Here is a 23505-nt window from a genome sequence, read left to right as displayed (position 1 = left end):
GCTGCAGGTCGCCACAGCGGATGTCCACCAGCACCGCCTGCCCGGCTTGCCGCGCCGCGTTCACGATACCCAGGCCCAGGTTCAGGGCGATGTCGCTGGAAAAGCGGCTGAATTGCAGGGTCTCTTCCTGGCGCAGCAGTTCTTGCAGCAGGGTCTTTTCGGCGTCGATCATCCATGTCTCCGGTTTTAAAAGGTCGCTAAATGTTTGCGCACGTATTCTCCTACCCGCAGGCCCTGGGCGGCCACGGTGAGGGCCGGGTTCAGCGCGGCAGACGACGGAAAAAAGCTGGCATCCACCACAAACAGGTTTGGATGGTCGTAGGACCGGCACCACGCATCCAGCGCGGCCTGCGCCGGGTCGCTGCCCATGCGCACGGTGCCGCATTGGTGCGACGGGGTGTCGATGCCAAACGGGCGGCTCAACACCACCGGGAAACCCAGGCTGCGCAGCAGCGCCTTGGTGCGCGCCACCAGCCTGGCGTGGGTGGCCATGTTGGTGCGCTGCCAGTGCAGTTGCGCGCCGCCGTCGGCCAGCGGGCGGATGGTGCTGTCCCGGTGCGGCAAGTCTTCGGACATGGCCAGCCAGTCCACGCTGTGGCGGGTCAGCAGGCGGCCCGCCCAGCGCGGCAGCAGCGGCATGGCCGATCGCACCATGGGCTCCTGGATGTTGCCCAGCATCTGGATATGGCCCAGCGCTTCGGGCGCGGCGGCACTACCAAAGTAGAAGTCATTCAGCGCCAGGGTTTTGGTAAAGCGCGTGGTGTTCTCGGTCAACGGCAGCATGCCCATCAGGCAGCTGGTGTTGTGGTTCATGTAGTAGCGGCCCACGCTGTCCGAACTATTGGCCAAACCGCGCGGGTGCTGGTCGTTGGCCGAGCGTTGCAACAGCAGGGCCGAATTGAGGGCACCGGCGCTCAGGATGAACAGCGGCGCGCGGATGGTTTGCACCTGGCCCTGGTGCAGCACCTCGGCGGCCACGATGCGCTTGCCCTGGGCATCGGTCACCAAGCGCAGCACCTGGCTGCCGGTTTGCAGGGTGACGTTGGGGTGCTGCAGCGCCGGGTTGATGAGCCGAGTTTCCGCATCGCCCTTGGCCCCTACGGCGCAGGGAAAGGCGTCGCAGGTGCCACAGCGCACGCAGCTGCCGCCCGGGTGCAAATCCACCGCCGACGGCATGTGGAAGGGGTGCAGGCCCTGCCCGGCTAATTTGTCGGCCAGCGTGGCTATCAGCGGCTCGTGCGGGATGGCGGCGTGCGGGTATGCGCTGGAGCGTGGCGGCTCGGTCGGGTCCCGCCCGGCCTGGCCGTGCACGCCAAACACGCGCTCGGCCTCGGCGTAGTACGGCTCCAGATCGGCATAGGCGATGGGCCAGGCGGGCGAGGTGCCGTCGGCGTGTTCGGTGGCCGCAAAGTCACGCTCGCGCAGGCGAAACATGGCCGTGCCGTAAAACTTGGTGTGGCCGCCCACGGTGTAGTACTGGCCGGGCTGGAAGGGCTGGCCCGCGCCGTCCAGCCAGCGCTCGGGGGCGCGGTAGCGGCGCTGGGCAAACACGGCTTCGGCATCGGTGTTTTGCGGCTCGCGTGGCAAGCGTTCGCCGCGCTCCAGAATCAAAATGCGGGCACTGGTGGCGGCCAGGCTGCGCGCCATGGCCCCGCCGCCCACGCCGGAGCCAATAATGACGATGTCTGCGTCCATGGCGTTCAGACGGCGGCTACCGGCGTGCTACGCCCGGTACTTGCCGCTTCCAGCACCGCCAGCGCGGCGGCCAGCGAACGCAGGCCGTCTTCGCCCGTGGCCGCAGGCGCGCCCTGCCCCAGCACGGCCCGGTTAAAGGCCGCCAGCGAATGGGCGTACAGGTTGTGCGGCTCCACGGCCACCACGCGCTCGCCCTCGGCCGTGCGCAGCCGCACCTCGCCCACGGGCCGCTGCGTCATCACGTCGCGGCCCACCAGGGAGCCCAGGCTGCCGTGGATCTCGATGCCGGTGCCCGCATGCGGCACGTTAAAGGCATCGTGCAGTTGCGCCAGCACGCCGTTGTCAAAGCGCAGCACGGCCATCACACCGTCGGCCAGCGGCCCGGCGGTGGGGGTCATGGCAATGGCCTCTACCGGCTCGGCATCCAGCAAAAAGCGCAGGGTGTCGGCATCGTGCACGGTGATGTCCAGCACCACGCCGCCGCCCGCGTCGGCCTGCTTCACCCGCCAGCCTTGCAGATGCGCGGGCAGCTGCACGGCATGGAATACGCGGGCAAACAGCGGCGTGCCGATGGACCCGCTGCGGATCAGGTCGCGCATCGCCTGGTGCGTGGCCGCATTGCGCAGGTGGTGGTTGGTGCCCAGCACTACCCCGGCGTTACGGCAGGCCGCCACGATGGCCTGGCCGTCGGCCAGGTTCATGGCCAGCGGCTTTTCGCACAGCACGTGTTTGCCCGCAGCGGCGGCAGCGATGGCCTGGGCGGCGTGCAGTTCGTTGGTGGTGCTGATGTAGACCGCGCCCACCGCCGGGTCGGCCAGCAGCGCGTCGAGGGCGGTGTAAGACTTTGCAATGCCGTGCGCCGCTGCGTAGTCCGCACCGCGCTGGGCGCTGCTGCTGAGCACAGCGGCCACGGTGTTGCCCGGCTGGGCACGGATGGCGTCGATCATCCATTCATGGGCGATGGTGCTCGCACCGATCAGTCCCCAGCCTAGTGTTTTTTCCATCGTGTGCTCCTGGTGTTGTGGAGCAAAGTTTAAAAATATGCGGCGGCCAGGCTGGCAGAAAAATCGCAAGCTTTTGCACTATTACCGTATCTCTATCCACCGTACTGCGCCAATTGCATAATTCGGCCATGCAGCCCTGGTTAGAACAAGTCACCCGCAGCAGCGGTCAATCGTGGACGCTGTTTGACCGGCAGTTGCCCGCGTTTCCGTTCAACTGGCACTACCACCCCGAGTTCGAGCTGACCCTGACGCTGAACAGCAGCGGCCAGCGCTTCGTGGGCGACCACGTGGGGCAGTACGGCGATGCCGACCTGGTGCTGGTCGGCCCCAACCTGCCGCACGCCTGGCAGTCGCGCGTGGCGCTAGACCCTACCCAGCCGCACCGGGCCCTGGTGCTGTGGTTCCAGCCGCAATGGGCTTACGGCCTGACCCAGCCCTACCCCGAGCTGGACAGCTTGGTGCCGCTGCTGGCCGACGCGCGCCGGGGCGTGGCTTTCAGCCCGGACACCGTGGCTGCCGTGCTGCCCCGGCTGCTGGCGCTGGTGGAGATGGCCCCGGCGCAGCGCTGGCTGGGCCTGGTGGACGTGTTGCTGCTGCTGGCGGCAGACCGGCAGCGCCAACTGCTGACCCTGCAAGGCTTTGCCAGCGAGCAGCTCCCACGCGACCGCGCCCGGCTAGACAGGGTGCTGGCCCATCTGCACGCACATTACGCCGAGCCCATTCGCCTGGAAACCCTGGCCGACCTGGCGGCCATGAGCGCCAGCCAGCTGCAGCGCGCCTTCAAACGCAGCACCCGCAGCACCGTCAGCGGCTACCTGGCACAGCTACGCATCGGCCACGCCTGCGCCCTGCTGCTGGACGGCGACCGCCCCATCGCCCAAATCGCCGAGGCCACCGGCTACCGTCAGCAGAGCTATTTCACCCGGCAGTTTAGGGCGCTGAAAGGCATGACCCCGCTGGCGTTTAGGCGCGGCTTCCATGCGGGCGGGGGCCGTGGATAAGCCCCCAACCGCCAACCCATTTGCTCTATTTAATGTAGCTACCAGCGCAGGTAGCACCTGCGCCAGAGCCACTTTTTTATATAGCTCTTAGCCCAGCGTGCGCTGGAAGAAGGCGGTGAGCTTGTCAAAGGGAATCAGGTTCACGCGGTCGTACAGATCGACGTGGCCTGCACCGGGCACGATGTGCAGCTCCTTCGGTTCGGCGGCGAGTTGGTAGGCCTCTTCGCTGAACTCTTTGGAGTGGGCTTTGTCGCCGGTAATGAACAGCATGGGGCGCGGCGAAATCGTCTCGATGTCATTGAACGGGTAGAAGTTCATGAACTTGACGTTGCTGGTCAGCGTAGGGTGGGTGGTCAGCAGGCGCGTGGAACCGGGGGGCGTGTATTCACCACGCGGCGTACGGTAGAAGTCATAAAACTCGCGCTGGATGGGGTGGGTTTTGTCGTTCAGCACATGTTCGGTGCCGCCGGTAACTTGCACGGGGCCGCCGACGAATTCGGCGTAGCGCTGCTCCGCGGCCGCGGCAATGAGGGTCTTGCGCTGCGCCAGGGTTTGCGAATGGTTAAGCGCGTTTCGGTTGGCGGCACCCATGTCGTACATGCTGACCGTTGCAATGGCTTTCATGCGCGGGTCGATTTTGGCCGCGCTGATGACAAAGCTGCCGCTGCCGCACACGCCGATAGCACCGATCTTTTGCCGGTCTACAAAGGGTTGCGAGCCCAGAAAGTCCACCGCCGCGCTAAAGCTCTCGGCGTACATGTCGGGGGCCACCGCGTTGCGGGGCTGGCCGTCGCTCTCACCCCAAAAAGCCAAATCCAGCGACAAGGTCACAAAGCCCTGTTCGGCCATTTTGGTGGCGTACAGGTTCGCGCTTTGCTCCTTCACCGCGCCCATGGGGTGGCCGACCACCAGGGCCGCCGTTTTCTTGCCGCGGTCCAGGTTCTTGGGCGTGAACAGGTTGCCCGCCATGGTCATCTGGTACTGGTTTTTGAAGCGGACCTTTTGCACCGTGACCCGGTCGCTGGTGTAGAAGTTGTCTGCCCCATTGGACAGGTCGGGCACGGCAGGCGCATCGGCTGCGAAAGCCCCACCTACGGACAGCGCGCCCAGGGCGGCCAAGCCGGTGCCGGTTTTGACCAAGAAATCGCGCCGATCGGTGGTCGCGTTCTGACTGAATAGTGTGTGCATGTAAAAACTCCGGTTAAAAAATGGATAGGGGCGCTCAGTTCGGCATGCGTTCGATGCGCACTTGCAGCGGCCCGGGGCGTTGCAGCGCGGCCAGGCCGGTATCGACCCGGCCCATGCGCACCAGCCCGCTGGCATAGACGTTGTCACCCGCAAAGACCACCAGGTGGTTCAACGGCGCGTAGTAGGCGATGTCGCCTATCACCGGGTCCAGGCCCGCGGGTGCGCCGACGGTGGACAGCTTGCGCGGCAGATCGCCAATGCGCTCGACCTTGGCAAAGTCGCGCAAACTGATGGTGAGTGGCAGCAGTGCCGCAAAGTCGTGGGCGGTGGCGTTGTCGGCTAGGGTGGCGGCGGCCACATCGCCATTGACGTGCAGGCGGATCTTCATGGGCAGCTCCTGGGCAAAAACAGACGTAGTGAACAAGGCAAAGATCCACAGCGCCGCGCTGCGCAGCTTGAGGGTTTTGCCATCGGGAGTGGTGTGGGTTGCTTGCATGGCGAGAATTTTCGCGGCCATGCCAGACGCTGACTAGATAATGAATGCTTACATGGTCTATTAGATTTACTAAGCAATCTTTCGGTCACACTCGCTGCATGGCACGACGCAACCTCAACGATTTACTGGCCTTTGTCACGGTGGCGCGTGAGGGCAGCTTTACGCTGGCGGCGGCGACGCTGGGGGTCACCCCATCGGCCATCAGCCAGGCCATCGCCGGGCTGGAAACCCGGCTGCGCATCCGCCTGCTGACGCGCACCACCCGCAGCGTGTCGCCCACTGCAGCGGGCGAGCGGCTGGTGCAGGCCATTGGCCACCGCTTCGACGAGATCGAGGCCGAGCTGGATGCACTGACCGACCTGCGCGACAAGCCTGCGGGCACGGTGCGCATTACCAGTGGCGACCATGTGCTGCAAACCACGCTGCTGCCCAAGCTGGCGCCCCTACTGCTGGCCTACCCGGATGTAAAAGTGGAGTTCAATGTGAACTACGGCTTTCGGGATATCGTGGCCGACCGCTTCGATGCCGGTGTGCGCCTGGGCGACACCATCGACAAAGACATGGTGGCCCTGCCGATTGGCCCGCCGCTGCGCATGGCCGCCGTGGCCGCACCGTCGTACTTCGCCACCCATCCCAAACCCAAAACGCCGCGCGACCTGATAGCGCACAGCTGTATCAACATCCGCTATTCGCTGCAGAGCGGCATCTCCGCCTGGGATTTCGAGCACCAGGGCCAGCCGCTGAATGTGCGGGTGGACGGCCAGGTGGTGGTCAACACCACGCCCCATGTGGTGGCGGCTGCGCTGGCCGGGCTGGGTGTGGCGTATTTGCCCGAAGAAGAGTTCGCGCCGCACATCGCACAAGGCAACTTGATGCGCGTGCTGGAAGATTGGTGTCCGCCGTTTGCGGGCTATTTTTTGTACTACCCCAGCCGCCGCCAGTCATCCCCCGCGTTCTCGCTGGTGCTGGATGCGCTGCGCTTGTCCAGCGTGGCCAAACCCAAGCGGCGCTGAGTTGAACTCCCCATGAACACTGTCCATCTGCCTACCGGGCACCATGCCCAAGCCATTGTCCGCCCCGAATGGGGTGCTGTTTTGTCGCTGGCACTGGGCGTTTTTGTGCTGATCGCGTCTGAATTCATGCCGGTGAGTTTGCTGACCCCGATTGCGCACGACCTCGCCATGTCAGAAGGCCGTGCCGGGCAGGCGATTTCCATCTCGGGCATTTTTGCCGTGCTCACCAGCTTGCTGAACGCGCCGTTGACCGGGCGGTTTGACAGACGGCGGGTTTTGCTGTGCTTTACGGCGCTGCTCACCTTCTCGGGCATCGCCGTGGCATCGGCGACCAACGACACGGTGTTCATGCTGGGCCGTGCGCTGTTGGGCGTGGCCATCGGCGGCTTCTGGTCCATGTCCACGGCCACCATCATGCGGCTGGTGCCCGCACAGGCCGTGCCGAAGGCTTTGGCCCTCATCAATGGCGGCAATGCGCTGGCCGCCACCATCGCCGCCCCGCTGGGTAGCTTTTTGGGCCAGTTTGTGGGATGGCGGGGCGCATTTTCTGCGGTGATTCCGTTGGCAATAGCCGCGTTCGCCTGGCAATGGACCGGCATGCCGTCGCTGCCTGGCGGCCCGCGCACCGCAGCGGGTAATCCATCGGCCAATCCTTTCGTTCTGCTGCTGCGGCCCGCGGTGGCCTGGGGCATGGCGGCCTTGATGCTGCTGTTCATGGGGCAGTTCGCGGTGTTCACTTATTTGCGGCCATTCCTGGAAACAGTCACCGGCGTGGGCATTTCCACGCTGTCCCTGATGCTCTTGCTCATGGGTGCCAGCGGGCTGCTGGGCACGATCATCGTGGGCGTGTTGCTGGAGGCGCGTTTGTTTACCTACCTGGCGCTGATTCCGCTGGCGATGGCGGCGATGGCCGTGCTGCTCATCGCCCTGGGCAGCTCGGCAACAGCGGTGGCCGTGCTGCTGCTGGGCTGGGGCCTGGTGGGCACCGCCGCCCCGGTGGCCTGGGGCGTGTGGTTGAGCAAGACGCTGCCGCAGGACGCCGAAGCCGGTGGCGGCCTGATGGTGGCCACCATCCAGTTGGCCATCACCCTGGGCGCAGGCTTGGGCGGGGCCTTGTTCGATGCCGTGGGTTGGTGGAGCACGTTTGCGCTGGGTGCCCTGCTGCTGACCGGATCTGCGGCGTTGGCGTGGGCCGCATGGCGGGCTTCTGTACGCATACCTTGATGTAGATCAGACCGGGGTGGCGCATATCCGGCCATGATGGACTGGTGCACCCGCTATGTGCTGCACCGCACAGACTTTGCCCCCCAGCGCCCGTACGGTGAGGCCGCGCATTCAACCAAAGGCCCCCGCATGCAATACAAGGACTACTACGCCACGCTGGACCTGCCGCGCGATGCCAGCCTGGACCAGATCAAAAAGGCCTACCGCAAGCTGGCGCGCCAAACCCACCCCGACGTGTCCAAGGCCGCCGATGCCGAGGCCCGCTTCAAAGAAGCCGCCGAGGCCTACGCCACCCTCAAAGACCCCGAAAAACGCGCCGCCTACGACGCACTGGGCCGCCGCCCGGTGGGCGAAGAATTTGCCCCGCCGCCGCAATGGCGCCACGAACATGCGGCCGATGCGCACTCGTTCGACGACTTGGACCTGGCCGAACTGCTGGCTGCGATGGGCCGAGGCCAGCGCGGAGCCGCCCACGGCCCGGTGGCCACCCCGGGCCGAGACTATGAAAACACCGTGTCGCTCAACCTGGAAGACGCGCACCGTGGCACCACGCTCAACCTGGACCTGGCCGATGTCGGTGGCACGCGCATGCTGGAAGTGACGATTCCGCCCGGCACCCGCGAGGGCCAGAAGCTGCGGCTGCGCGGCAAAGGCGGCAAGGGCCGCAACGGTGGGCCCGATGGCGACATCTACCTGCACATCACGCTGGCCCCGCACGCGCTGTTCCGCGCCGACCACCACGACCTGTACTTTGACCTGGCGCTGGCCCCATGGGAGGCCACGCTGGGCGCGGAGATCGAAGTACCCACCCTGGACGGCCCGGTGCTGCTGACCGTGCCCGCAGGCACCCGCGCGGGGCGCAAGCTGCGCCTGCGAGGCCGGGGCCTGGCCCAGGGCAAGGGCGGGCATGGCGACCTGTATGCGCTGGTACACATCGACGTGGCCGCCACGCCGTCTGAGCAAGAACGGGCGCTGTACCTGGAGCTGTCGCGCATCTCGCACTTCAACCCGCGCCCCCACACACGTCACGCCGCCCACACCGCCAAGGAGACCCCATGAACCTCACGCTTATTGAATGGGTCTGGCTGGATGCCAGCGAAACCATGACGCTGGACGAGCTATCCCACTGCTGCGGCATGGGCACGGACGATCTGCAGGAACTGGTGGAGTACAGCGCTTTGGTGCCGCTGCAACCGGCCACCCAGCCGCCCGCCTTCAGCGCCGAATGGGTCACCCCGCTGCGCACCGCAGGCAAGCTGCGCAGCGACTTTGACCTGGACCTGTTCTCTGTCGCCCTGCTGCTGGGCCACCTGAACCGCATCGAAGCTTTAGAGCGCCAGGTGAAATCGCTGCAGGCCTTGGTACCCGCCCACTTCGCCTGAACTTTTGGAGAGCAATATGCAACATTACCAAATCGCAGTGGTTGTCGGCAGCCTGCGCAAAGACTCGCTTAACCACCAGTTGGCCCAGGCCATCATCCGGCTGGCACCGTCCAACTTCTCGTTCAAGCTGCTGCAAATCGGCGACCTGCCGCTGTACAACCAGGACGACGATGCACACCAAGCCGAGTCGGTGATCCGTTTAAAGCAAGACATTGCAGCCTCGCAAGGCCTGCTGTTCGTCACCCCCGAATACAACCGCTCCATTCCCGGCGTTCTCAAAAACGCCATCGACCACGCATCCCGCCCCTACGGCCACAACGCCTGGGCGGGCAAGCCCACCGGGGTGCTGGGGGTGTCGGTGGGGGCCATTGGCACGGCGTTGGCGCAACAGCATCTGCGCAACATCCTGGCCTACCTGGACGCGCCCACCATGGACCAGCCCGAGGCCTTCATCCAAGCGAAACCCGGCCTGTTGGACGCACACGGCAACATCGGTGCGGACAGCCTGGAATTCCTACAGGGCTGGATGGACCACTTTGTGGCCTGGGTGCAAAAGCAGTCCAGCACCATCACCACCATGGCATCCCGGTAGAACCCGAACGGCCCCGCATGTGCTTCTCTGCCACCGCCAGCTTCACGGCTGGGGCCGTGTTGCTGGCCATGGGCTCGGTGGCAGCACAGCGCGCCTGCGGGGCACAGCGGCACCGGGATCTGCCGTATGCATTGATCCCGGTACTGTTTAGCATCCAGCAACTGCTGGAAGGGGCTTTGTGGCTCACCTTTGCGGACAAAGCGCCGTGCCTGAACGTTGCCTTGACGCAATCGTATTCGCTGTTCTCGCAGGTGCTCTGGCCCATCTATGTGCCGGTGGCGGTGCTGTTGATGGAAACCGTGCCCTGGCGACGCAAGCTGCAGGCGGGTGTGGCACTGGCGGGCACGGTGGCGGGCTTGTTCTTGCTCTATTACCTGTTGCGGCTGCGGGTGGTAGCCCAGGTCAGCGGCCAGCACATCGTCTATATCTTTCCGCACTTCCATGTGCTGGCCGCCAGCGGGCTCTACCTACTGAGCACCTGCGCCAGCCCATTACTGTCCAGCCAGCGGGCCGTATGGCTATTTGGCGTGGTGGCCACCGCATCGTTCATCGCCGCCTACACGATCTACACCACCTGGTTCATTTCGGTGTGGTGCTTTTTTGCGGCCATTTTGAGCGGCATCGTGTTGCTGCACTTCCCCCGGCGCAGCATCGTCAGAGCATCCATTTCACTATAAAAAAAATAGCCTCCTGCGCAGATACAACAAACGCCAGCGACCTAAATCGCTAGAAACTTCCCGGTCCGCACAGCAGCGGCATACGCCCACAAGGGATGGCCATGAAGCCCCCCCGGCGGACTTGTCCTACACGGCATTTGCCCCCTAGGGTGTGCAATAGGACATAGCTTCCGGAGTCCCTATGTCCTTACATTTTCTGAAAGAACTGTCGCAGTACGATGGTGATACCTACATCAACAACCCAGTAGAGGTGGGCTGGTTGGTCACACTCAAAAACAACGGTTTGGTCGATGCCGACATCGGCCCACCCGCACTCACCAAATACCCCAGCCGCCCGCCCATGTACGCCATTGCGCGCGGACTGACGGCCAGAGGCTACGCCGCGCTGGGGGTGCGGCCCCGACCACGGTATTCGTTCTGGAGCACAATTTTCGGCTTGCATCGCCGCAAATTTCCCCAACTGAAATTTCGCAGCCAGAATTCCACTTCTACGCTGAAGTGGTGGGGCTAGCCGAGTTGCCGGGGACAGGACCTGTGCTCTCGGGTACCAGCATGTCCTCCAGCGCCTTTAAGCGGAAAGCGCGCGGGCTCAGGCCTGTGTGCTTGCGAAAGAAGCGTCCAAAGTAGGTTTCGTCGGCAAAGCCCAGGCTGTCTGCCAACTGCTGAATACTGTTGCTGGTGTAGACCAAGTCGCGCTGGGCTTCGTGCACCAGCCGGGCGTTGATGACATCCAGGCTGGACATGCCCAGCACCTCGCGGCACAAACGCGACAGCTGGCCGGGGGTGATGCCCAACTGCTCGGCGTAGGCGGTGATGGGCAGATGCTGCTTGAAGCGCGCATCCACCATGGCGCGGAATTTCTCAATCTGTGCCGCCTTGCGTGGGTTGCCGTGCGCCCGCGCAGCCTGCTGCACCTGGGCCAGCCGCGCCACCTGCACGCACACAGCGGCCACCAGTGCCATGCCCGCATTCACCTGCCCGGCCGACAACAGATGCGCCTCGCGCTCCAGCGACAAAAACAAGGGCATCAGCAGGGCCGCATGGCCGCTGCTGTCGTCCAGCGTGATGATGGCGGGCTTGCGGATGGTCGGCAGCAGCCCCGGCATGGCCGCGCCCACCAGCGACTCCAGGGGCCGCTGCGCCGCCGTGACCACCGGCCCGTCCATGTCATCCGAGAAGCTGAAAGCATGCACGGTTTGTGCGGGAATCAACAACAGGCACGGCGCGCTGACGGCAAACTTGGCGTTGTCTAGCAACACCTCGGCCTGGCCCTGCACCAGGTACAGGATCTGGATGAAAGCGTCGTGCTTGTGGGGCCGGATTTCCCAGTTATAGGGCCGGGAGCGCTGCGGAATCCACTCGAAATCGAACGAGTTTTGCCAGCCCGGCGCGGCCTGGTCGCCGTACAGCGCGTAATTCGGGATAACCCTGGTTGCCACATAGTTCCCCTGAAAGATGCACGAACTGTCTGGGTTTTCGCGTGAATTGTCAAACTGGTATTTGCCCGGTATTTGAACAATCAGGTCTTCCAATAACACGAAAGACACGCATGCCCGACACCCCCCGCCACTGGCTGCAACTCGACGGCCAGGTCTGCGCCGTGACCGGTGCCGCCAGCGGCATTGGCGCCGCCATCGCCCGCAGCCTGGCCCAGGCCGGTGCCCGGGTGGCACTGCTCGACCGCGACCTGGCAGGCTGCGAACAGATCGCCAACGCACTCACTGCCCAGGGCGCATCGGCTCTGGCTGTGGCCTGCGATGTAGCGTCTGAGGCCAGCGTGCAGGCTGCCGCCCAGCGCGTGCACGCCGCCTGGGGCCCCGCCTACGCCCTGATCAACAACGCGGGCCTACTGCGCGCCGGGGGTCTGGCCGATGTGAGCCTGGACGACTGGAACGCCGTGCTGGCCGTCAACCTCACTGGCTATCTGCTGTGCGCCCGTGCCTTCGGAGCGCAGATGCGCCAGGCCGGGCGCGGCAGCCTGGTGCACGTGGCCTCGGTCTCGGGCCTGACCCCGCAAACCCAGAGCGGTGCCTACAGCGCCAGCAAGGCCGGGGTGCTGCTGCTGTCGCGCCAACTGGCGGTGGAATGGGGCCCCCAGGGCGTGCGCAGCAATGCGGTCTGCCCCGGCATGGTGCGCACCGCGCTGTCGGCCAAGTTCTACGAAGAACCCGGCTTTGAAGCCAAGCGCGCCGCCGTCACCGCCAGCCGCCGGGTCGGCGAGCCGCAGGACATTGCCGATGTAGCACTGTTCCTGGCCAGCCCGCGCGCCGCCTACGTCAACGCCGCCGAAATTACTGTGGACGGCGGCATGACCTCCATGCTGATGGACATGGTGCCCCGCCCCGGTTTCAACGCCACCTGAGAATTAAAAAATGTCCTATCCCCTTGAATGCGACCTCATCGTCGTCGGCTCCGGCGCAGCCGGCCTGGCCACCGCCATCACCGCCCGCAAGCGTGGCCTGGACGTGGTGGTGCTGGAGAAAGAACCCGTCTTTGGCGGCACCACCGCTTTGTCGGGCGGCGTGCTGTGGATTCCCCTGGGCCCGCATGGCCGCCAGCAAAATCCGGCCGACACCCTGGAGGCGGTACGCACCTACATGCAGCAGGAAACCGGCAAGTTCTACGACGCAGCGGCGGTAGAAGCCTTTCTGGCCCACGGCCCGAAGATGGTGGAATTCTTCGAGCGCGAAACCGCCACCCAGTTCATCCCCACGATGTACCCCGACTACCACCCCGACGCGCCCGGTGGCGTGGACCTGGGCCGCTCCATCCTGGCCGCACCCTACGACATCCGGGGCCTGGGCAAGGACATGGCCCGCCTGAAGCCGCCGCTGAAAACCATCACCTTCATCGGCATGATGTTCAACTCGTCCAACGCCGACCTGAAGCACTTCTTCCGGGCCACCAAGTCACTCACCTCCTTCGTCTACGTGGCCAAACGCCTGGTCACCCACCTGAAAGAGCTGGCACAGTACGGACGCGGCATCCAGGTCACCAGTGGCAACGCGCTGGCGGCACGCCTGGCCCAGTCGGCGCTGGACCTGGGCATTCCCATCCTGACCAACAGCCCGGTGCGCGAAGTGACCATGCAAAACGGCAGTGCCACGGGCGTACTGGTGAACAGCGCAGACGGCCCGCGCAACATCACCGCCCGCCACGGCGTCGTGCTGGCCTGCGGCGGCTTTCCGCAGGACGTGCAGCGCATCGCCAAGGCCTATCCGCATGTGCGGCGCGGTGGCGAGCATCTGTCGCCCACCCCTTTAGGCAATACCGGTGACGGTGTGGCCATGGCAGAAAAACTCGGTGCCAACGTGGACATCCGCTTCGAGGACAGCGCCGCTTGGATGCCGGTCTCGCGCGTGCCCTACCGCGACGGCAGCTTTGGCGTGTTCCCGCACCTGCTGGACCGCTACAAGCCCGGCATCATCGGCGTGTTGCGCAACGGCCAGCGTTTCACCAACGAATCGAACTCGTACCACGACGTGGGTGCCGCCCTGGTGCGCGCCTGCGCGGGCGAGCGGGAAACCGCCATGTGGCTCATTTGCGACAAAACCACCATCGCCCAATACGGCCTGGGCTATGCCAAACCCGCCCCCATGCCGCTGGGCGGCCACGTGCGCAGCGGCTACCTGGCCAAGGGCAAGACCCTGGCCGAACTGGCCGCCAACGCCGGTATCGACCCCGCCGGGCTGGAGCAGACCGTGCGCGCCTACAACGTCGGAGCCGTCCACGGCCAAGACCCGGCTTTCCACCGCGGCAGCACCCGCTTCAACCGCTACCTGGCCGACCCGGACCACCAGCCCAACCCCTGCGTGGCCCCGGTGCAAACCGGCCCGTTCTATGCCCTCAAAGTGGTCATGGGCGACCTGGGCACCTTTGACGGCATCCAGACCAGCGTAGTGGGCGAGGTGCTCCAACGTGACGGCTCGGCGATTCCCGGTCTGTACGCCGTGGGCAACGACCGCGCCAGCGTGATGGGCGGCAACTACCCCGGCGCGGGCATCACCCACGGGCCGAACATGACCTTTGGCTTCATCACTGCCAACCACATCGCCGACCAGGCTGGAGCCAGCGCATGAGCGCGAATACCAAGCCGCTGATCGACCACCGCACCTACACCATTGCGCTGCGCAAGATGCCGGAGTTTCTGGAGGTGTTCAATCGGCTGGCCATGCCCATCTTGGTGGAAACGCTAGGCCACCCGTTGGGCTTCTACACCAGCCTAGTCGGCCCGCAAAACCAGTTTGTGCACCTGTGGGCCTACGACGACCTAGCCGACTACGAACGCCGCTGCCACGCGCGGGATACCCACCCGGACTTCGGGGCCTACCTGGCGGCATCCGGGCACCTGATCACGGCGCAGGAGACGCGGCTGGTGCGGGCGGTGGATTTACCACTGCAGGCATGAATTGCTATTTAAATACTAGCTACTAGTGTAGGTTCCATATGCACCTGCAGCCCTTTATCCACAAATTTCCCGCGTGGCCACCAACGCCAACCGCGACCACGCCACGTCCCCGACCAAGGGTGCCCGCACATGGTTGGGAACTTCCACGCTGACCGGCAAATCCCCCGGTAGCGCGGCGAAGATGGCGGCCACGTCGATCACGCCCTCCCCCGGTAGCAGCCGCTCGCAGCGCGCGGTGTGGATGAGCTGCTCCGTGCTGAAACCTGTGCCGTCGGCGGCATCACAGGCCTGGGCGTAGTGCAGTAATTGGTGGGGAATGGCGCGCAGGTCGTCCAGCGTGCTGCTGGAGCGGGCAAAGTGCAGCGCGTCGACCAGAATGCCCGCGTTGGCCGGGCGACCGGCGGCGGTGACGATGCGCAAGGCTGCCTGGGCGTTGGGCACGGCGGTCCAGGGCATGAATTCCAGGTCGGCTGTCATGCCAAAAGGCTGCATGAAGGCGCAGAGCCGGGCGTAGCTGTCGGTCAGGCGGGACTCCACCAGGTCGTCACCGGCCACCAGCACGGCCTTGGCCCCCAGGGCGGCACCGGCTTCCAGCAGGGGGCGGTAAACCTCGGGGTCAAAGCCTTCGGCCAGGCGGATGATTTCCAAGTCGAACACGCCGACGCCGGTATCGCGCTGCACCGCCAGGGCTTCGCGCAGGATGGCGGCGTCGCCCAGCAGCGGCTGGTGCTGGGCACCGGGCGCGTTGGGGTGCAGGCGCAGGCCCACGGTCTGGTAGCCCAGTTGGGCGGCAGCCGCCAGCATCTGCGGCACGGACAGGCTGGCCGCGGTCAGGTAAGCGAGTGAGTAGCGGCGCATGCTTATTTCAACGGTGACACGGCGGTAGGTAGGGCGATGGTGGACACCATGTTCGTCGTCAAGTGCGCCGGGCCGCCTTTGGGGGGCCAGATGCCTTGGGCGACGGCATCGGCACGGGCCTGGCTGCGGGCGTTCAGGCTGGCGTAGGACCAGATGTTGGTAAAACGCAGGGGGCCGTCCAGCGCCACCATCGCGACCAGGCAAGGCGACAGGGCTTCGCGCGGGGGCACGTACTGCTCCCACAGGTCGATGGTGGCCTGCACGCCGCCGGTTTTGATGCCGTAGGTGCGGATTTCGTACACCGGGCCGGTGATGCCGGATTCGGCCGAGGGGCGCACCGGCTTCATCCACGGAAAGCCCTGGTAGCTGTGCTGTTCCAGCGTTTGGAAAATGCTGCCGCAGCCAAACGGGTTGGCGCTTTTTTGCGTGCGATCACGCTCGGCCTGCAGGCTGGCCAGATCGGCAAAGCCACGCAGCACGATCATCTGGTTGAGCTGGCCGATGTCGGTAAACCAGCAGGCCAGCAGTTCGCCCTGGGCTTCGGGTCCGCTGGTATAGGCCTGCACGTGGGTGGCGGCCTGTGCGGCGGTGCCGAACGGCAGGGTCATGGTGGCGAGTTCGTAGTACATGAATGTTCCTTTTGCTATTGAATAAAGAGCTGCTTGCGCTAGCGGGATATGCGCTGGAGGCCGATTTTTTATAAATCTTTGCCTGCAGCATGGTGGGCGGCAATAAAGCCGAAAGTCATGGCCGGGCCCAGGGTGATGCCGCCGCTGGGGTAGGTGCCGCCCATCACGCTGTGCATGTCGTTGCCGCCCGCGTACAGGCCGGGGATGGGCTGGTGTTGCGCGTCCAGCACCTGGGCGCTGGCGTTGGTGCGCAGCCCGGCGAAGGTGCCCAGGCTGCCGGGCACCACCTTGACGGCGTAGAACGGGCCGCGCTCCAGTGGAGCCATGCAGGGGTTGGGATAGCCGCTGGCCGCGTCGCCCTGCACTTGGTTGTAGGGGGTTTCGCCTTTGCCGAAATCGGCGTCCACGCCGGTCAGCGCCTGCTGGTTGTAGCGCGCCACCGTGGCCTGCAGAGCAGCGGCATCGATGCCGCAGGCCAGGGCCAGTTCGGCCAGGGTGTGGCCGCGCCGCAGGTAGCCGTTACGCAGCATTGCGCCCATGGGGATGGGAGCCGGTTTGACCGCCCCCAAACCATAGTGGCGGATAAAGGTGTGGTCGCAGACCAGCCAGGCCTGGGCGGACGCACCGGCGGGCGTGGCGGCCAGCAGGCTGCTGACAAAGTCGTAGTAGGAATCGGCCTCGTTGGTGAAGCGCTGGCCTGCGGCGGTCACCGCGATCAGCCCCGGCTTGGCGCGCTCCACCAGGTGCGGAAAGTGCGCATGGCTGCCATCGGCACGCGGCACCAGTGACACCGGGGCCAGCGCCGCCGCCTGCACCGCGTCAAGCGCCACCTGGCCGCCCACGGCTTCGCCCAGGCGCAGGCCGTCACCGGTGTTGCCCCGCGAGGCGGCGGACCAATGCTCTTGCCCGGTAGGTGCGTGCGGCAGCAACGCTTTTTTGCGTGCCACGTCATGCGGAAAACCACCGCAGGCCAGCACCACGCCGCAGCGGGCCCGTATTTCCAAGCCGCCCACCACTGCGCCCACCACCTGGCCGTGCTCGGTCAGCAAACGCTGCGCCGGGCTGCTGGTGCGGATGTCCACACCCTGGGCAAAGGCCGATGCCGCTAGCCCGGCCACCAGCGCATTGCCGTTGACCAGCCGCATGCCGCGCCGGTAGCGCAGCAGGTCGCCAAAGTGGCGTAGCACTTTCTGGGTCACAAACCACAGCGAGGCGGGCTTGCGCAGCGCGTTGAAGAAATGCCGCAACTCAACCCCGGAGGCAATGCCCATGCCCCACAGCGTGGTCTCGGACAACGGCGGTTTGAGCTGCGCGATGTGGGCCCCCAGGCGGCGACCGTCAAAAGGCGCGGCGCACATCGAGCGCCCGCCCAGCGCCGCATGCGGATTGCGGCCATGGAAGTCGGGCACGCCATTGCCGTCGATGAACTGCAGCGCGGTCTGGCTGCGAAAGAACTCCACCATGCGCGGCCCAGCCTCCAAAAAGGCCTGTACCCGCGCCGCATCGAACTGTGCGCCCAGCTCCTGTTGCAGGTAGGCGGTGGGCGTGGCGATGTCCTCCACGATGCCCGCACCCACCGCCAGCGGGTTGCGCGGAATCCACATCCACCCGCCCGACCAGGCGGTGGTGCCGCCGTACTGCGGCTCTTTTTCGACTACCAACACCTTCAAACCCAAATGGGCGGCGGTGACGGCGGCGGACAGGCCGCCCGCGCCAGAGCCGATGACCAACAGGTCGGTGTGTTCAGTGGCAGCCATGGTCAAGATGCGTAAATTTTCCGCAGGCCCGCCGCTGCGTTCGCACGCGGCTGGTTGAAAAACGGCGAGGCCCCGCTGGCAGCCGCCAGTTGCGCCGCCAGCGACACCAGATCACCCCCCAGGGCCTGCATGCGCTCCAGCGTGAAGCGGGCCGACGGCCCGGCGATGCTGATGGTGCCCAGGGCCTGGCCGGCCAGGTGCACCGGGGCGGCCATGGCGTTCAGGCCCGGGGTGTAGGTTTCTTGCGTCAGGCTGTAGCCGCGCGCGCGGGTGGCCTGCACCTGCACCATCACCTCTTGCAACGTCTTGGGCGCGTTGGGGCCAAAATCTTCCACCGGACCGACCCCTTGCTGGGCCACCAGGGCCAGGGCATCGTCGTCGGCCATGGTAGACAACCAGGCCAGGCCGGAGGACGAGCAGGAAATGCGCGCATCGCTGCCCATGTCGGGGTCGTAGCGCAGGCCCTGGCGGGCACCCTGGGCGCGGGCCACCCAGGTCAGGCGGTTGCCGTCCACCACGGCCAGTCGCACCAGCTCGCCCGAGATTTCGGCCAGCCGGTCGAGCAGCGGCTGGGCAATGTCGACGATACCGGTATTGCTCAAAAAGCTCAGTCCCATGGATACCAGCTTGGTGGTCAACAGGTAATCACCGTGGTCACGCGTCTGGCGCACATAGCCGCAGCGCGCCAGGTCCACCAGCAGGCGGTGCACGGCGCTGCGGGGGATGTCGAGCCGGTCGGCAATGGCGGCCAGCTCCAGGCCACCGCCGTGCTGGGACAACAGCTCCAGGATGGCCAAAGTTCGTTCTAGTACGCCGTTCATAGTGTTTCTCTCGGATGCATCGATGCTGCGAATTGTAGTCAAAATCAGAATTTAATTCAATACTTGAATACAATTCCATTTTTGACTATGATTTCGCCACATTCAACCACTTGAGACTTCTCCATGTCCGAACGCCTGAACGGTGCCACCCGTGTCCACTTCATCGTGGGCGACCCGATTGCCCAGGTCCAATCGCCCGCCGGTGTCACCCAGGCCTACCATGACCGCGGCCACAACGCCTTTGTCATGCCCGCCCATGTGTCGCCCGCCAAATTGACCGACTGGGTGGCCGGTGTGTCGCTGGCGCAAAACGTGGACGGCATCATCGTCACCGTGCCGCACAAATTTGCCTGCCATGACCTGTGCGCCACCACGTCGGACCGCGCCGCCTTTTTGCACACCGTCAACACCATGCGCCGCAACACCGACGGCACCTGGCACGGCGACATGTTTGACGGCCTGGGTTTTGTGTCCGCCTTGCAAGACAACGGCTGCCAGCCCGAGGGACAAAAAGCCCTGTTGGTCGGCGCAGGCGGCGCGGGCTCGGCCATTGCCCACGCGCTGCTGATGGCGGGTGTGCGCGAACTGGCCATCTTTGATGCCGACGCCACCCGCCGCACCACCCTGGTCGATCGCCTGGCGGGCCTGGGCCGCTGCGCCGTGACCCACGGCAGTGGCGATCCCACGGGTTTTGACATCGTGCTCAACGCCACGCCCGTGGGCATGCAGCCCAACGACCCGTTTCCACTGGACGCAGAGAAGATCACCGGCAGCATGTTTGTCGGCTGCGTGATCACCGCGCCCGCCATCACGCCACTGGTCGCCGCTGCCCGTGCCAAGGGCTGCGGCACCATGACCGGCGCGCACATGTTTGCCCGGGTGCGCGACCTGATGGTGGACTTCCTGCTGGAAAAGTGAGATGCAGGTACTTTCCTCCTTAAGCGCCCTGCCGGAGTCCAGCCGCTACGACCTGGTGGTGGTCGGCGCGGGCGGCGCGGGTATGGCGACCGCCCTGTTCGCGGCATTGGAAGGCCAGCAGGTGCTGCTGGTAGAGCGCACCGAACACGTGGGCGGCACCACAGCATGGTCGGGCGGCACCACCTGGATTCCAGGCACCCGGCACGCGGCCAGCGTCAACCCCACCGACACGCTGGCAGATGCCCAGCGCTACCTGGACAATGCCGTGGGCGAGCGCAGCCCGGCGGCGCTGCGGCAGACTTTTCTGGACCATGGCGCACAGGCGCTGGAGGTGCTGGAGACCCGGTCCGAAGTGCACTACCGCGCCTACCCCAAGCACCCCGACTACCTCTCTGACCTGGGCGGCTCCACCCTGAATGGCCGGGCGCTGGAGCCCCTGCCGTTTGATGGCCGTCGGCTGGGCGCGCTGTTTCCCCTTGTCCGCCCACCGATCCCCGAATTCACCGTGCTGGGCGGCATGATGGTGGACCGGTCCGACATCCACCACCTGCTGGCGCTGGGTAAAAACTTCCAGTCCTTCAAGCACGCTGTCAAGCTGCTGGCACGCCATGCATCCGACCGGCTGCGCCACCCGCGCGGCACCCGGCTGGTGATGGGCAATGCGCTGGTGGGGCGGCTGCTACATTCGCTGTCACAGCACGCGAACGTGACTCTGGCCCTGCAGACCTCGGTGCAAAAGATTGAGCGCAACGCCGACGGCATCCAGTCCCTTACGCTGCTGCAAGACGGCCAGCGCCGCACGGTGGCCGTGCGCAAGGGCCTGGTGCTGGCCAGCGGCGGCTTCAACCGCCACCCGCAATTGCGCCAGGACCTGCTGCCCGGCATCGCCACCGAATGGTGCCCGGCCGCACCTGGCCACACCGGTGAAGCCCACGACCTGGCACAGCGCGCCGGTGCGCACTACGGCCAGACGGGGTTGAGCCCAGCTTTCTGGGCACCGGTTTCCAAGCGGCAGCGGGCCGATGGCAGCACCGCCGTGTTCCCACACTTCATGATGGACCGGGCCAAACCTGGCATGCTGACCGTAAACCAGGTAGGCGACCGCTTTGTGAACGAAAGCACCTCCTACCACCTGTTCGCGCTGGCCCTGCAACAGCAAGCCCATATGGCCACCTACCTGGTGTGCGATGCGCGGGCCCTGCGCCAGTACGGCATGGGCATGGTGCGTCCCGGCGGCAAGGGACTGAAACCCTTTTTGGCCGATGGCTACCTGGTCCAGGCCGACACCTTGGACGCGTTAGCGGACCAGCTCGGCATGCCTGCAGCGCGCCTGCAGGCCAGCGTCGCGAAGATCAACACCTACGCCGAAACCGGTATCGACCCGGACTTCCAGCGTGGCAGCACCGCCTATTCGCAGAACATGGGCGACCTCAGCGCGGGCGGCAAAAACCCCAACCTGGGCCCGCTTCGAGAAGCCCCGTTTTATGCCGTGCGGCTCTACCCCGGCGACATCGGCGCGTCCACCGGTTTTGCCACCGACGGCGATGCCCGGGTACTGGGCGAAGACCACACGCCCATCCCCGGCCTGTACGCCGTGGGCAACGACATGCACAGCATCATGGGCGGGGTCTACACCGCGCCCGGCATCACGCTGGGACCGGGCGTGGTGTTCGCCTATCTGGCCGCGCAGCACGCATCGGTACGCACTTTCGCCTAGGGAAAACCCCTGTCGGGCCATGCAGGAAATGTCCTGTTCATGGCCCGAATCGTTGGTGGTTTAAAGCCCCCTACAAAACAAAATTCAGCTGCTTTTGACAGAGGGCGGCAGATACCGCACGTTCTAACACCGAGTGAGGAGACCAACATGAAATCCCCGATTACTATCAATATAGGAGCTGCCAGCGAAGGTGCCATATGCGCTGTAGGCTCTTTTTCTTTAAATCCTGCTGCGCTGGCCTGAAGCATGGACACCCTTCCTATGGTCGCCATCGTCACCGGTGCCGCCGACGGCATCGGCTGGGCCACGGCGCAAAAATTGGCCACCAGTGGCTACCGGATCGCACTGCTGGACCTGCGGGCGCAAGCTGCCGAAGCCCGCGCAGCCGAGCTGGGCCCCGGGCATTTGGGCCTAGGTTGCGACGTGACCCAGCCCACCAGTGTGGACGCCGCCATTGCGGCAGCCCGCACGCTGGGACGCATCGCGGTGCTGGTCAACAACGCCGGCATTGGCGACCAGACCGGCCCCACGGTGGCGCAAGACATCGAGGCCTTTGACCGGGTGCTAGATGTACACCTGCGCGGCACATTTCTGGTCAGCCAGGCGGTGGCCAAAACCATGCTGCAGGGCAGCGGCCACCGTGCCATCGTCAACCTGGGCTCGATCGCCAGCAGCACCGGCCTGCCTGCCCGCAATGCCTACAGCGCGGCCAAGGCCGGCGTGCTGGGCATGACACGCGCCATGGCCAGCGAGTGGGCACGCAACGGTATCCGGGTCAACGCCGTGGCCCCTGGCTACGTGCGCACGGCCCTGGTGGCCGAGCTGGGCCGCCAGGGTGCCATCGACCTACCGGGCATTGCCCACCGCACGCCGCTGGGCCGCATGGCGGAGCCCAGCGAGATCGCCGAGGCCATCGCCTTTCTGGCATCGCCCCAGGCCAGCTACATCACTGGTGCCGTGCTGCCGGTAGACGGCGGCTGGACGGCTTTTGGTGGCACGGCATCGGCGTTGGCACCGCTGCCTGTTTAGCGCCTATTTCAACTGAAGGAGACAAAAAAATGTTGGCTATCAATCTTTTCAACGGCCTGGTCTACGGCGCACTGCTGATCGTGATGTGCTCCGGCCTGGCCTTGATCTACGGCCTGCGCCGGGTGGTGAACTTTGCGCACGGCTCCCTGTACATGCTGGGGGCCTACCTGGGCTATTCCATCGCCAGCCACAGCAACTTCTGGGTGGCGCTGGTGGCGGCCCCGGCGGTGATGGCGCTGTTTGGCGTGCTGCTGGACCGCTATGGCTTTCGCCTGCTGCAAGACCGCGACCCGCTCAGCGTGGTGCTAGTGACCTTCGGTCTGCTGCTAATCATCGAAGACTTTGTACAAAGCGTCTGGGGCAAAAGCAATCTATCGGTGGCGACGCCCGAGGCGCTGAACACTTCGATCGACCTGCTGGGCACGCCGGTTCCGGCCTACCGGCTGGCGGTGATTGCCGTGGGTGCATTGGTAGCGCTGGGCCTGAGTCTGTGGCTGCGCTACTCCAAAGTCGGCCTGTTTGTGCGGGCCGCCAGCACCGACCCCACCACGACCGCCATGCAGGGGGTGAACACCGATGTGCTCAGCGCCGGGGTAGTCGGCCTGGGCACCGCGCTGGCCGGGCTGGCCGGGGTGGTGGCCGCACCGTTTCTGTCGCTGTCGCCATCCATGAGCAGCGACGTGATCATCGATTCCTTCGTGGTGGTGGTGGTCGGCGGGCTGGGCTCGCTGGTGGGGGCCTTCGTGGCGGCCATGGTGCTGGGCATGGTGCAGGCCATGGGTGCGGTGTACCTGCCCGACCTGTCGGCGGTGCTGCCCTTCGTGATCATGGTCGCCGTGCTGGTCTGGAAGCCTGCAGGCTTTGCCGGCAGCCGGACGTGAAGAGGAGTTCAACATGTCTATCCAACGTATCGCATTTTCCACTGTAGGCGCATTGGTTTTGGGGGCCGTGGTGGCGGCCTCGGTCAGTTCGGGCACCATTTTGTCGCTGCTGACGCAGGCCATCATCTACGCCGTATTTGCCAGCGGCGTGGGCCTGCTGCTGCGGCAAAACGGCATGGTCAGCTTCGGCCACGCACTGTTTTTTGGTGCGGCGG

24 protein-coding genes and 1 pseudogene are annotated in these 23505 nt (G+C 65.4%); 16 read left to right on the top strand and 9 right to left on the bottom strand.

What is annotated here, in order from left to right; translation table 11 throughout:
• Positions 1 to 186 precede the first annotated feature (186 nt).
• Both ABI213_RS04950 and ABI213_RS04945 read right to left on the bottom strand, forming a co-directional pair.
• Positions 187 to 1695 carry a GMC family oxidoreductase gene (locus tag ABI213_RS04950; RefSeq protein WP_348006649.1) on the bottom strand — a complete coding sequence of 503 codons (1509 nt, stop codon included), beginning with the start codon at positions 1693 to 1695 and terminating at the stop codon, positions 187 to 189.
• 5 nt (positions 1696 to 1700) lie between these two features.
• Positions 1701 to 2699: a Gfo/Idh/MocA family oxidoreductase gene (locus ABI213_RS04945; RefSeq protein ID WP_348006650.1), complete on the bottom strand. Its 999-nt coding sequence runs from the start codon at positions 2697 to 2699 to the stop codon at positions 1701 to 1703.
• A gap of 128 nt (positions 2700 to 2827) precedes the next feature.
• Here ABI213_RS04945 and ABI213_RS04940 point away from each other — a divergent pair, with 128 nt between their 5' ends.
• Positions 2828 to 3700, top strand: coding sequence for an AraC family transcriptional regulator (locus tag ABI213_RS04940; RefSeq protein WP_348006651.1), 873 nt, complete (start codon positions 2828 to 2830; stop codon positions 3698 to 3700).
• 87 nt (positions 3701 to 3787) lie between these two features.
• On the opposite strand, the gene ABI213_RS04935 is transcribed toward ABI213_RS04940, so the two are convergent.
• Both ABI213_RS04935 and ABI213_RS04930 read right to left on the bottom strand, forming a co-directional pair.
• Positions 3788 to 4888, bottom strand: coding sequence for an alpha/beta hydrolase (locus ABI213_RS04935; RefSeq protein ID WP_348006652.1), 1101 nt, complete (start codon positions 4886 to 4888; stop codon positions 3788 to 3790).
• Positions 4889 to 4922: 34 nt separating this feature from the next.
• A complete protein-coding gene (locus ABI213_RS04930) occupies positions 4923 to 5384 on the bottom strand; it encodes a cyclophilin-like fold protein (RefSeq protein ID WP_348006653.1) in 462 nt (153 codons plus the stop codon).
• A gap of 98 nt (positions 5385 to 5482) precedes the next feature.
• On the opposite strand from ABI213_RS04930, the gene ABI213_RS04925 reads away from it, so the two are divergent.
• The 7 genes from ABI213_RS04925 to ABI213_RS04895 all read left to right on the top strand — a co-directional run bounded on the left by ABI213_RS04925 (position 5483) and on the right by ABI213_RS04895 (position 10783).
• The gene (locus ABI213_RS04925; protein WP_348006654.1) at positions 5483 to 6397 is read left to right on the top strand and encodes a LysR family transcriptional regulator; all 915 of its coding nucleotides are present in this window, start codon (positions 5483 to 5485) and stop codon (positions 6395 to 6397) included.
• A 12-nt stretch (positions 6398 to 6409) separates the two neighbouring features.
• Positions 6410 to 7621: an MFS transporter gene (locus tag ABI213_RS04920; RefSeq protein WP_348026271.1), complete on the top strand. Its 1212-nt coding sequence runs from the start codon at positions 6410 to 6412 to the stop codon at positions 7619 to 7621.
• 129 nt (positions 7622 to 7750) lie between these two features.
• Positions 7751 to 8680 (top strand): DnaJ C-terminal domain-containing protein, encoded by a 930-nt coding sequence (locus ABI213_RS04915; protein ID WP_348026269.1) that lies wholly within the window; start codon positions 7751 to 7753, stop codon positions 8678 to 8680.
• Positions 8677 to 9003 carry a chaperone modulator CbpM gene (locus ABI213_RS04910; protein ID WP_348005682.1) on the top strand — a complete coding sequence of 109 codons (327 nt, stop codon included), beginning with the start codon at positions 8677 to 8679 and terminating at the stop codon, positions 9001 to 9003. The genes ABI213_RS04915 and ABI213_RS04910 overlap by 4 nt, the downstream gene beginning before the upstream one ends.
• 16 nt (positions 9004 to 9019) lie before the next feature.
• A complete protein-coding gene (locus ABI213_RS04905; RefSeq protein ID WP_348005681.1) occupies positions 9020 to 9595 on the top strand; it encodes an NAD(P)H-dependent oxidoreductase in 576 nt (191 codons plus the stop codon).
• A 17-nt stretch (positions 9596 to 9612) separates the two neighbouring features.
• Positions 9613 to 10272, top strand: a complete 660-nt coding sequence (locus ABI213_RS04900) for a DUF6629 family protein (protein WP_348005680.1) — start codon at positions 9613 to 9615, stop codon at positions 10270 to 10272.
• Between the two features lie 181 nt (positions 10273 to 10453).
• A complete protein-coding gene (locus tag ABI213_RS04895) occupies positions 10454 to 10783 on the top strand; it encodes a hypothetical protein (RefSeq protein ID WP_348005679.1) in 330 nt (109 codons plus the stop codon).
• On the opposite strand, the gene ABI213_RS04890 is transcribed toward ABI213_RS04895, so the two are convergent.
• Positions 10761 to 11711: a helix-turn-helix domain-containing protein gene (locus ABI213_RS04890; protein WP_348005678.1), complete on the bottom strand. Its 951-nt coding sequence runs from the start codon at positions 11709 to 11711 to the stop codon at positions 10761 to 10763. The genes ABI213_RS04895 and ABI213_RS04890 overlap by 23 nt on opposite strands.
• A gap of 110 nt (positions 11712 to 11821) precedes the next feature.
• Between ABI213_RS04890 and ABI213_RS04885 the strand changes: the two genes are divergently transcribed.
• Genes ABI213_RS04885 through ABI213_RS04875 form a run of 3 tightly spaced genes read left to right on the top strand, consistent with a single transcriptional unit; the run spans position 11822 to position 14680 of the window.
• Positions 11822 to 12634, top strand: coding sequence for an SDR family oxidoreductase (locus ABI213_RS04885; protein WP_348005677.1), 813 nt, complete (start codon positions 11822 to 11824; stop codon positions 12632 to 12634).
• Positions 12635 to 12644: 10 nt separating this feature from the next.
• Positions 12645 to 14351 (top strand): FAD-dependent oxidoreductase, encoded by a 1707-nt coding sequence (locus ABI213_RS04880; RefSeq protein WP_348005676.1) that lies wholly within the window; start codon positions 12645 to 12647, stop codon positions 14349 to 14351.
• A complete protein-coding gene (locus ABI213_RS04875; protein ID WP_348005675.1) occupies positions 14348 to 14680 on the top strand; it encodes an NIPSNAP family protein in 333 nt (110 codons plus the stop codon). Before ABI213_RS04880 ends, ABI213_RS04875 begins: the two co-directional genes overlap by 4 nt.
• 54 nt (positions 14681 to 14734) lie before the next feature.
• Here the strand turns inward: ABI213_RS04875 and ABI213_RS04870 are convergent, their stop codons facing one another.
• From ABI213_RS04870 to ABI213_RS04855, 4 genes are all read right to left on the bottom strand, one after another.
• A complete protein-coding gene (locus tag ABI213_RS04870) occupies positions 14735 to 15538 on the bottom strand; it encodes a sugar phosphate isomerase/epimerase (RefSeq protein ID WP_348005674.1) in 804 nt (267 codons plus the stop codon).
• A 2-nt stretch (positions 15539 to 15540) separates the two neighbouring features.
• Positions 15541 to 16167 (bottom strand): NIPSNAP family protein, encoded by a 627-nt coding sequence (locus ABI213_RS04865; protein ID WP_348005673.1) that lies wholly within the window; start codon positions 16165 to 16167, stop codon positions 15541 to 15543.
• 68 nt (positions 16168 to 16235) lie between these two features.
• Positions 16236 to 17924, bottom strand: coding sequence for an FAD-dependent oxidoreductase (locus ABI213_RS04860; protein ID WP_348005672.1), 1689 nt, complete (start codon positions 17922 to 17924; stop codon positions 16236 to 16238).
• A gap of 2 nt (positions 17925 to 17926) precedes the next feature.
• The gene (locus ABI213_RS04855) at positions 17927 to 18745 is read right to left on the bottom strand and encodes an IclR family transcriptional regulator (RefSeq protein ID WP_348005671.1); all 819 of its coding nucleotides are present in this window, start codon (positions 18743 to 18745) and stop codon (positions 17927 to 17929) included.
• 123 nt (positions 18746 to 18868) lie between these two features.
• Between ABI213_RS04855 and ABI213_RS04850 the strand changes: the two genes are divergently transcribed.
• The 5 genes and pseudogenes from ABI213_RS04850 to ABI213_RS04830 all read left to right on the top strand — a co-directional run.
• Entirely contained in the window at positions 18869 to 19663 is a 795-nt protein-coding gene (locus ABI213_RS04850; RefSeq protein WP_348005670.1) for a ThiF family adenylyltransferase, read from the top strand.
• Between the two features lies 1 nt (position 19664).
• On the top strand, positions 19665 to 21380 hold the full coding sequence (locus tag ABI213_RS04845; RefSeq protein ID WP_348005669.1) for an FAD-dependent oxidoreductase: 1716 nt from the start codon (positions 19665 to 19667) through the stop codon (positions 21378 to 21380).
• A 246-nt stretch (positions 21381 to 21626) separates the two neighbouring features.
• Complete coding sequence (locus ABI213_RS04840; protein ID WP_348005668.1) at positions 21627 to 22409, top strand: SDR family oxidoreductase; 783 nt, start codon at positions 21627 to 21629, stop codon at positions 22407 to 22409.
• A 29-nt stretch (positions 22410 to 22438) separates the two neighbouring features.
• A complete protein-coding gene (locus ABI213_RS04835; RefSeq protein WP_348005667.1) occupies positions 22439 to 23290 on the top strand; it encodes a branched-chain amino acid ABC transporter permease in 852 nt (283 codons plus the stop codon).
• 13 nt (positions 23291 to 23303) lie between these two features.
• Positions 23304 to 23505: pseudogene (locus ABI213_RS04830) on the top strand (branched-chain amino acid ABC transporter permease); the annotation flags it as partial.

The organism is Rhodoferax sp. (assembly GCF_039922535.1).
Classification (GTDB): Bacteria; Pseudomonadota; Gammaproteobacteria; order Burkholderiales; family Burkholderiaceae_C; genus Rhodoferax_B.
The sequence above is the reverse complement of the archived record's forward strand: the minus strand, read 5'-3'. Positions and strand labels throughout refer to the sequence as shown.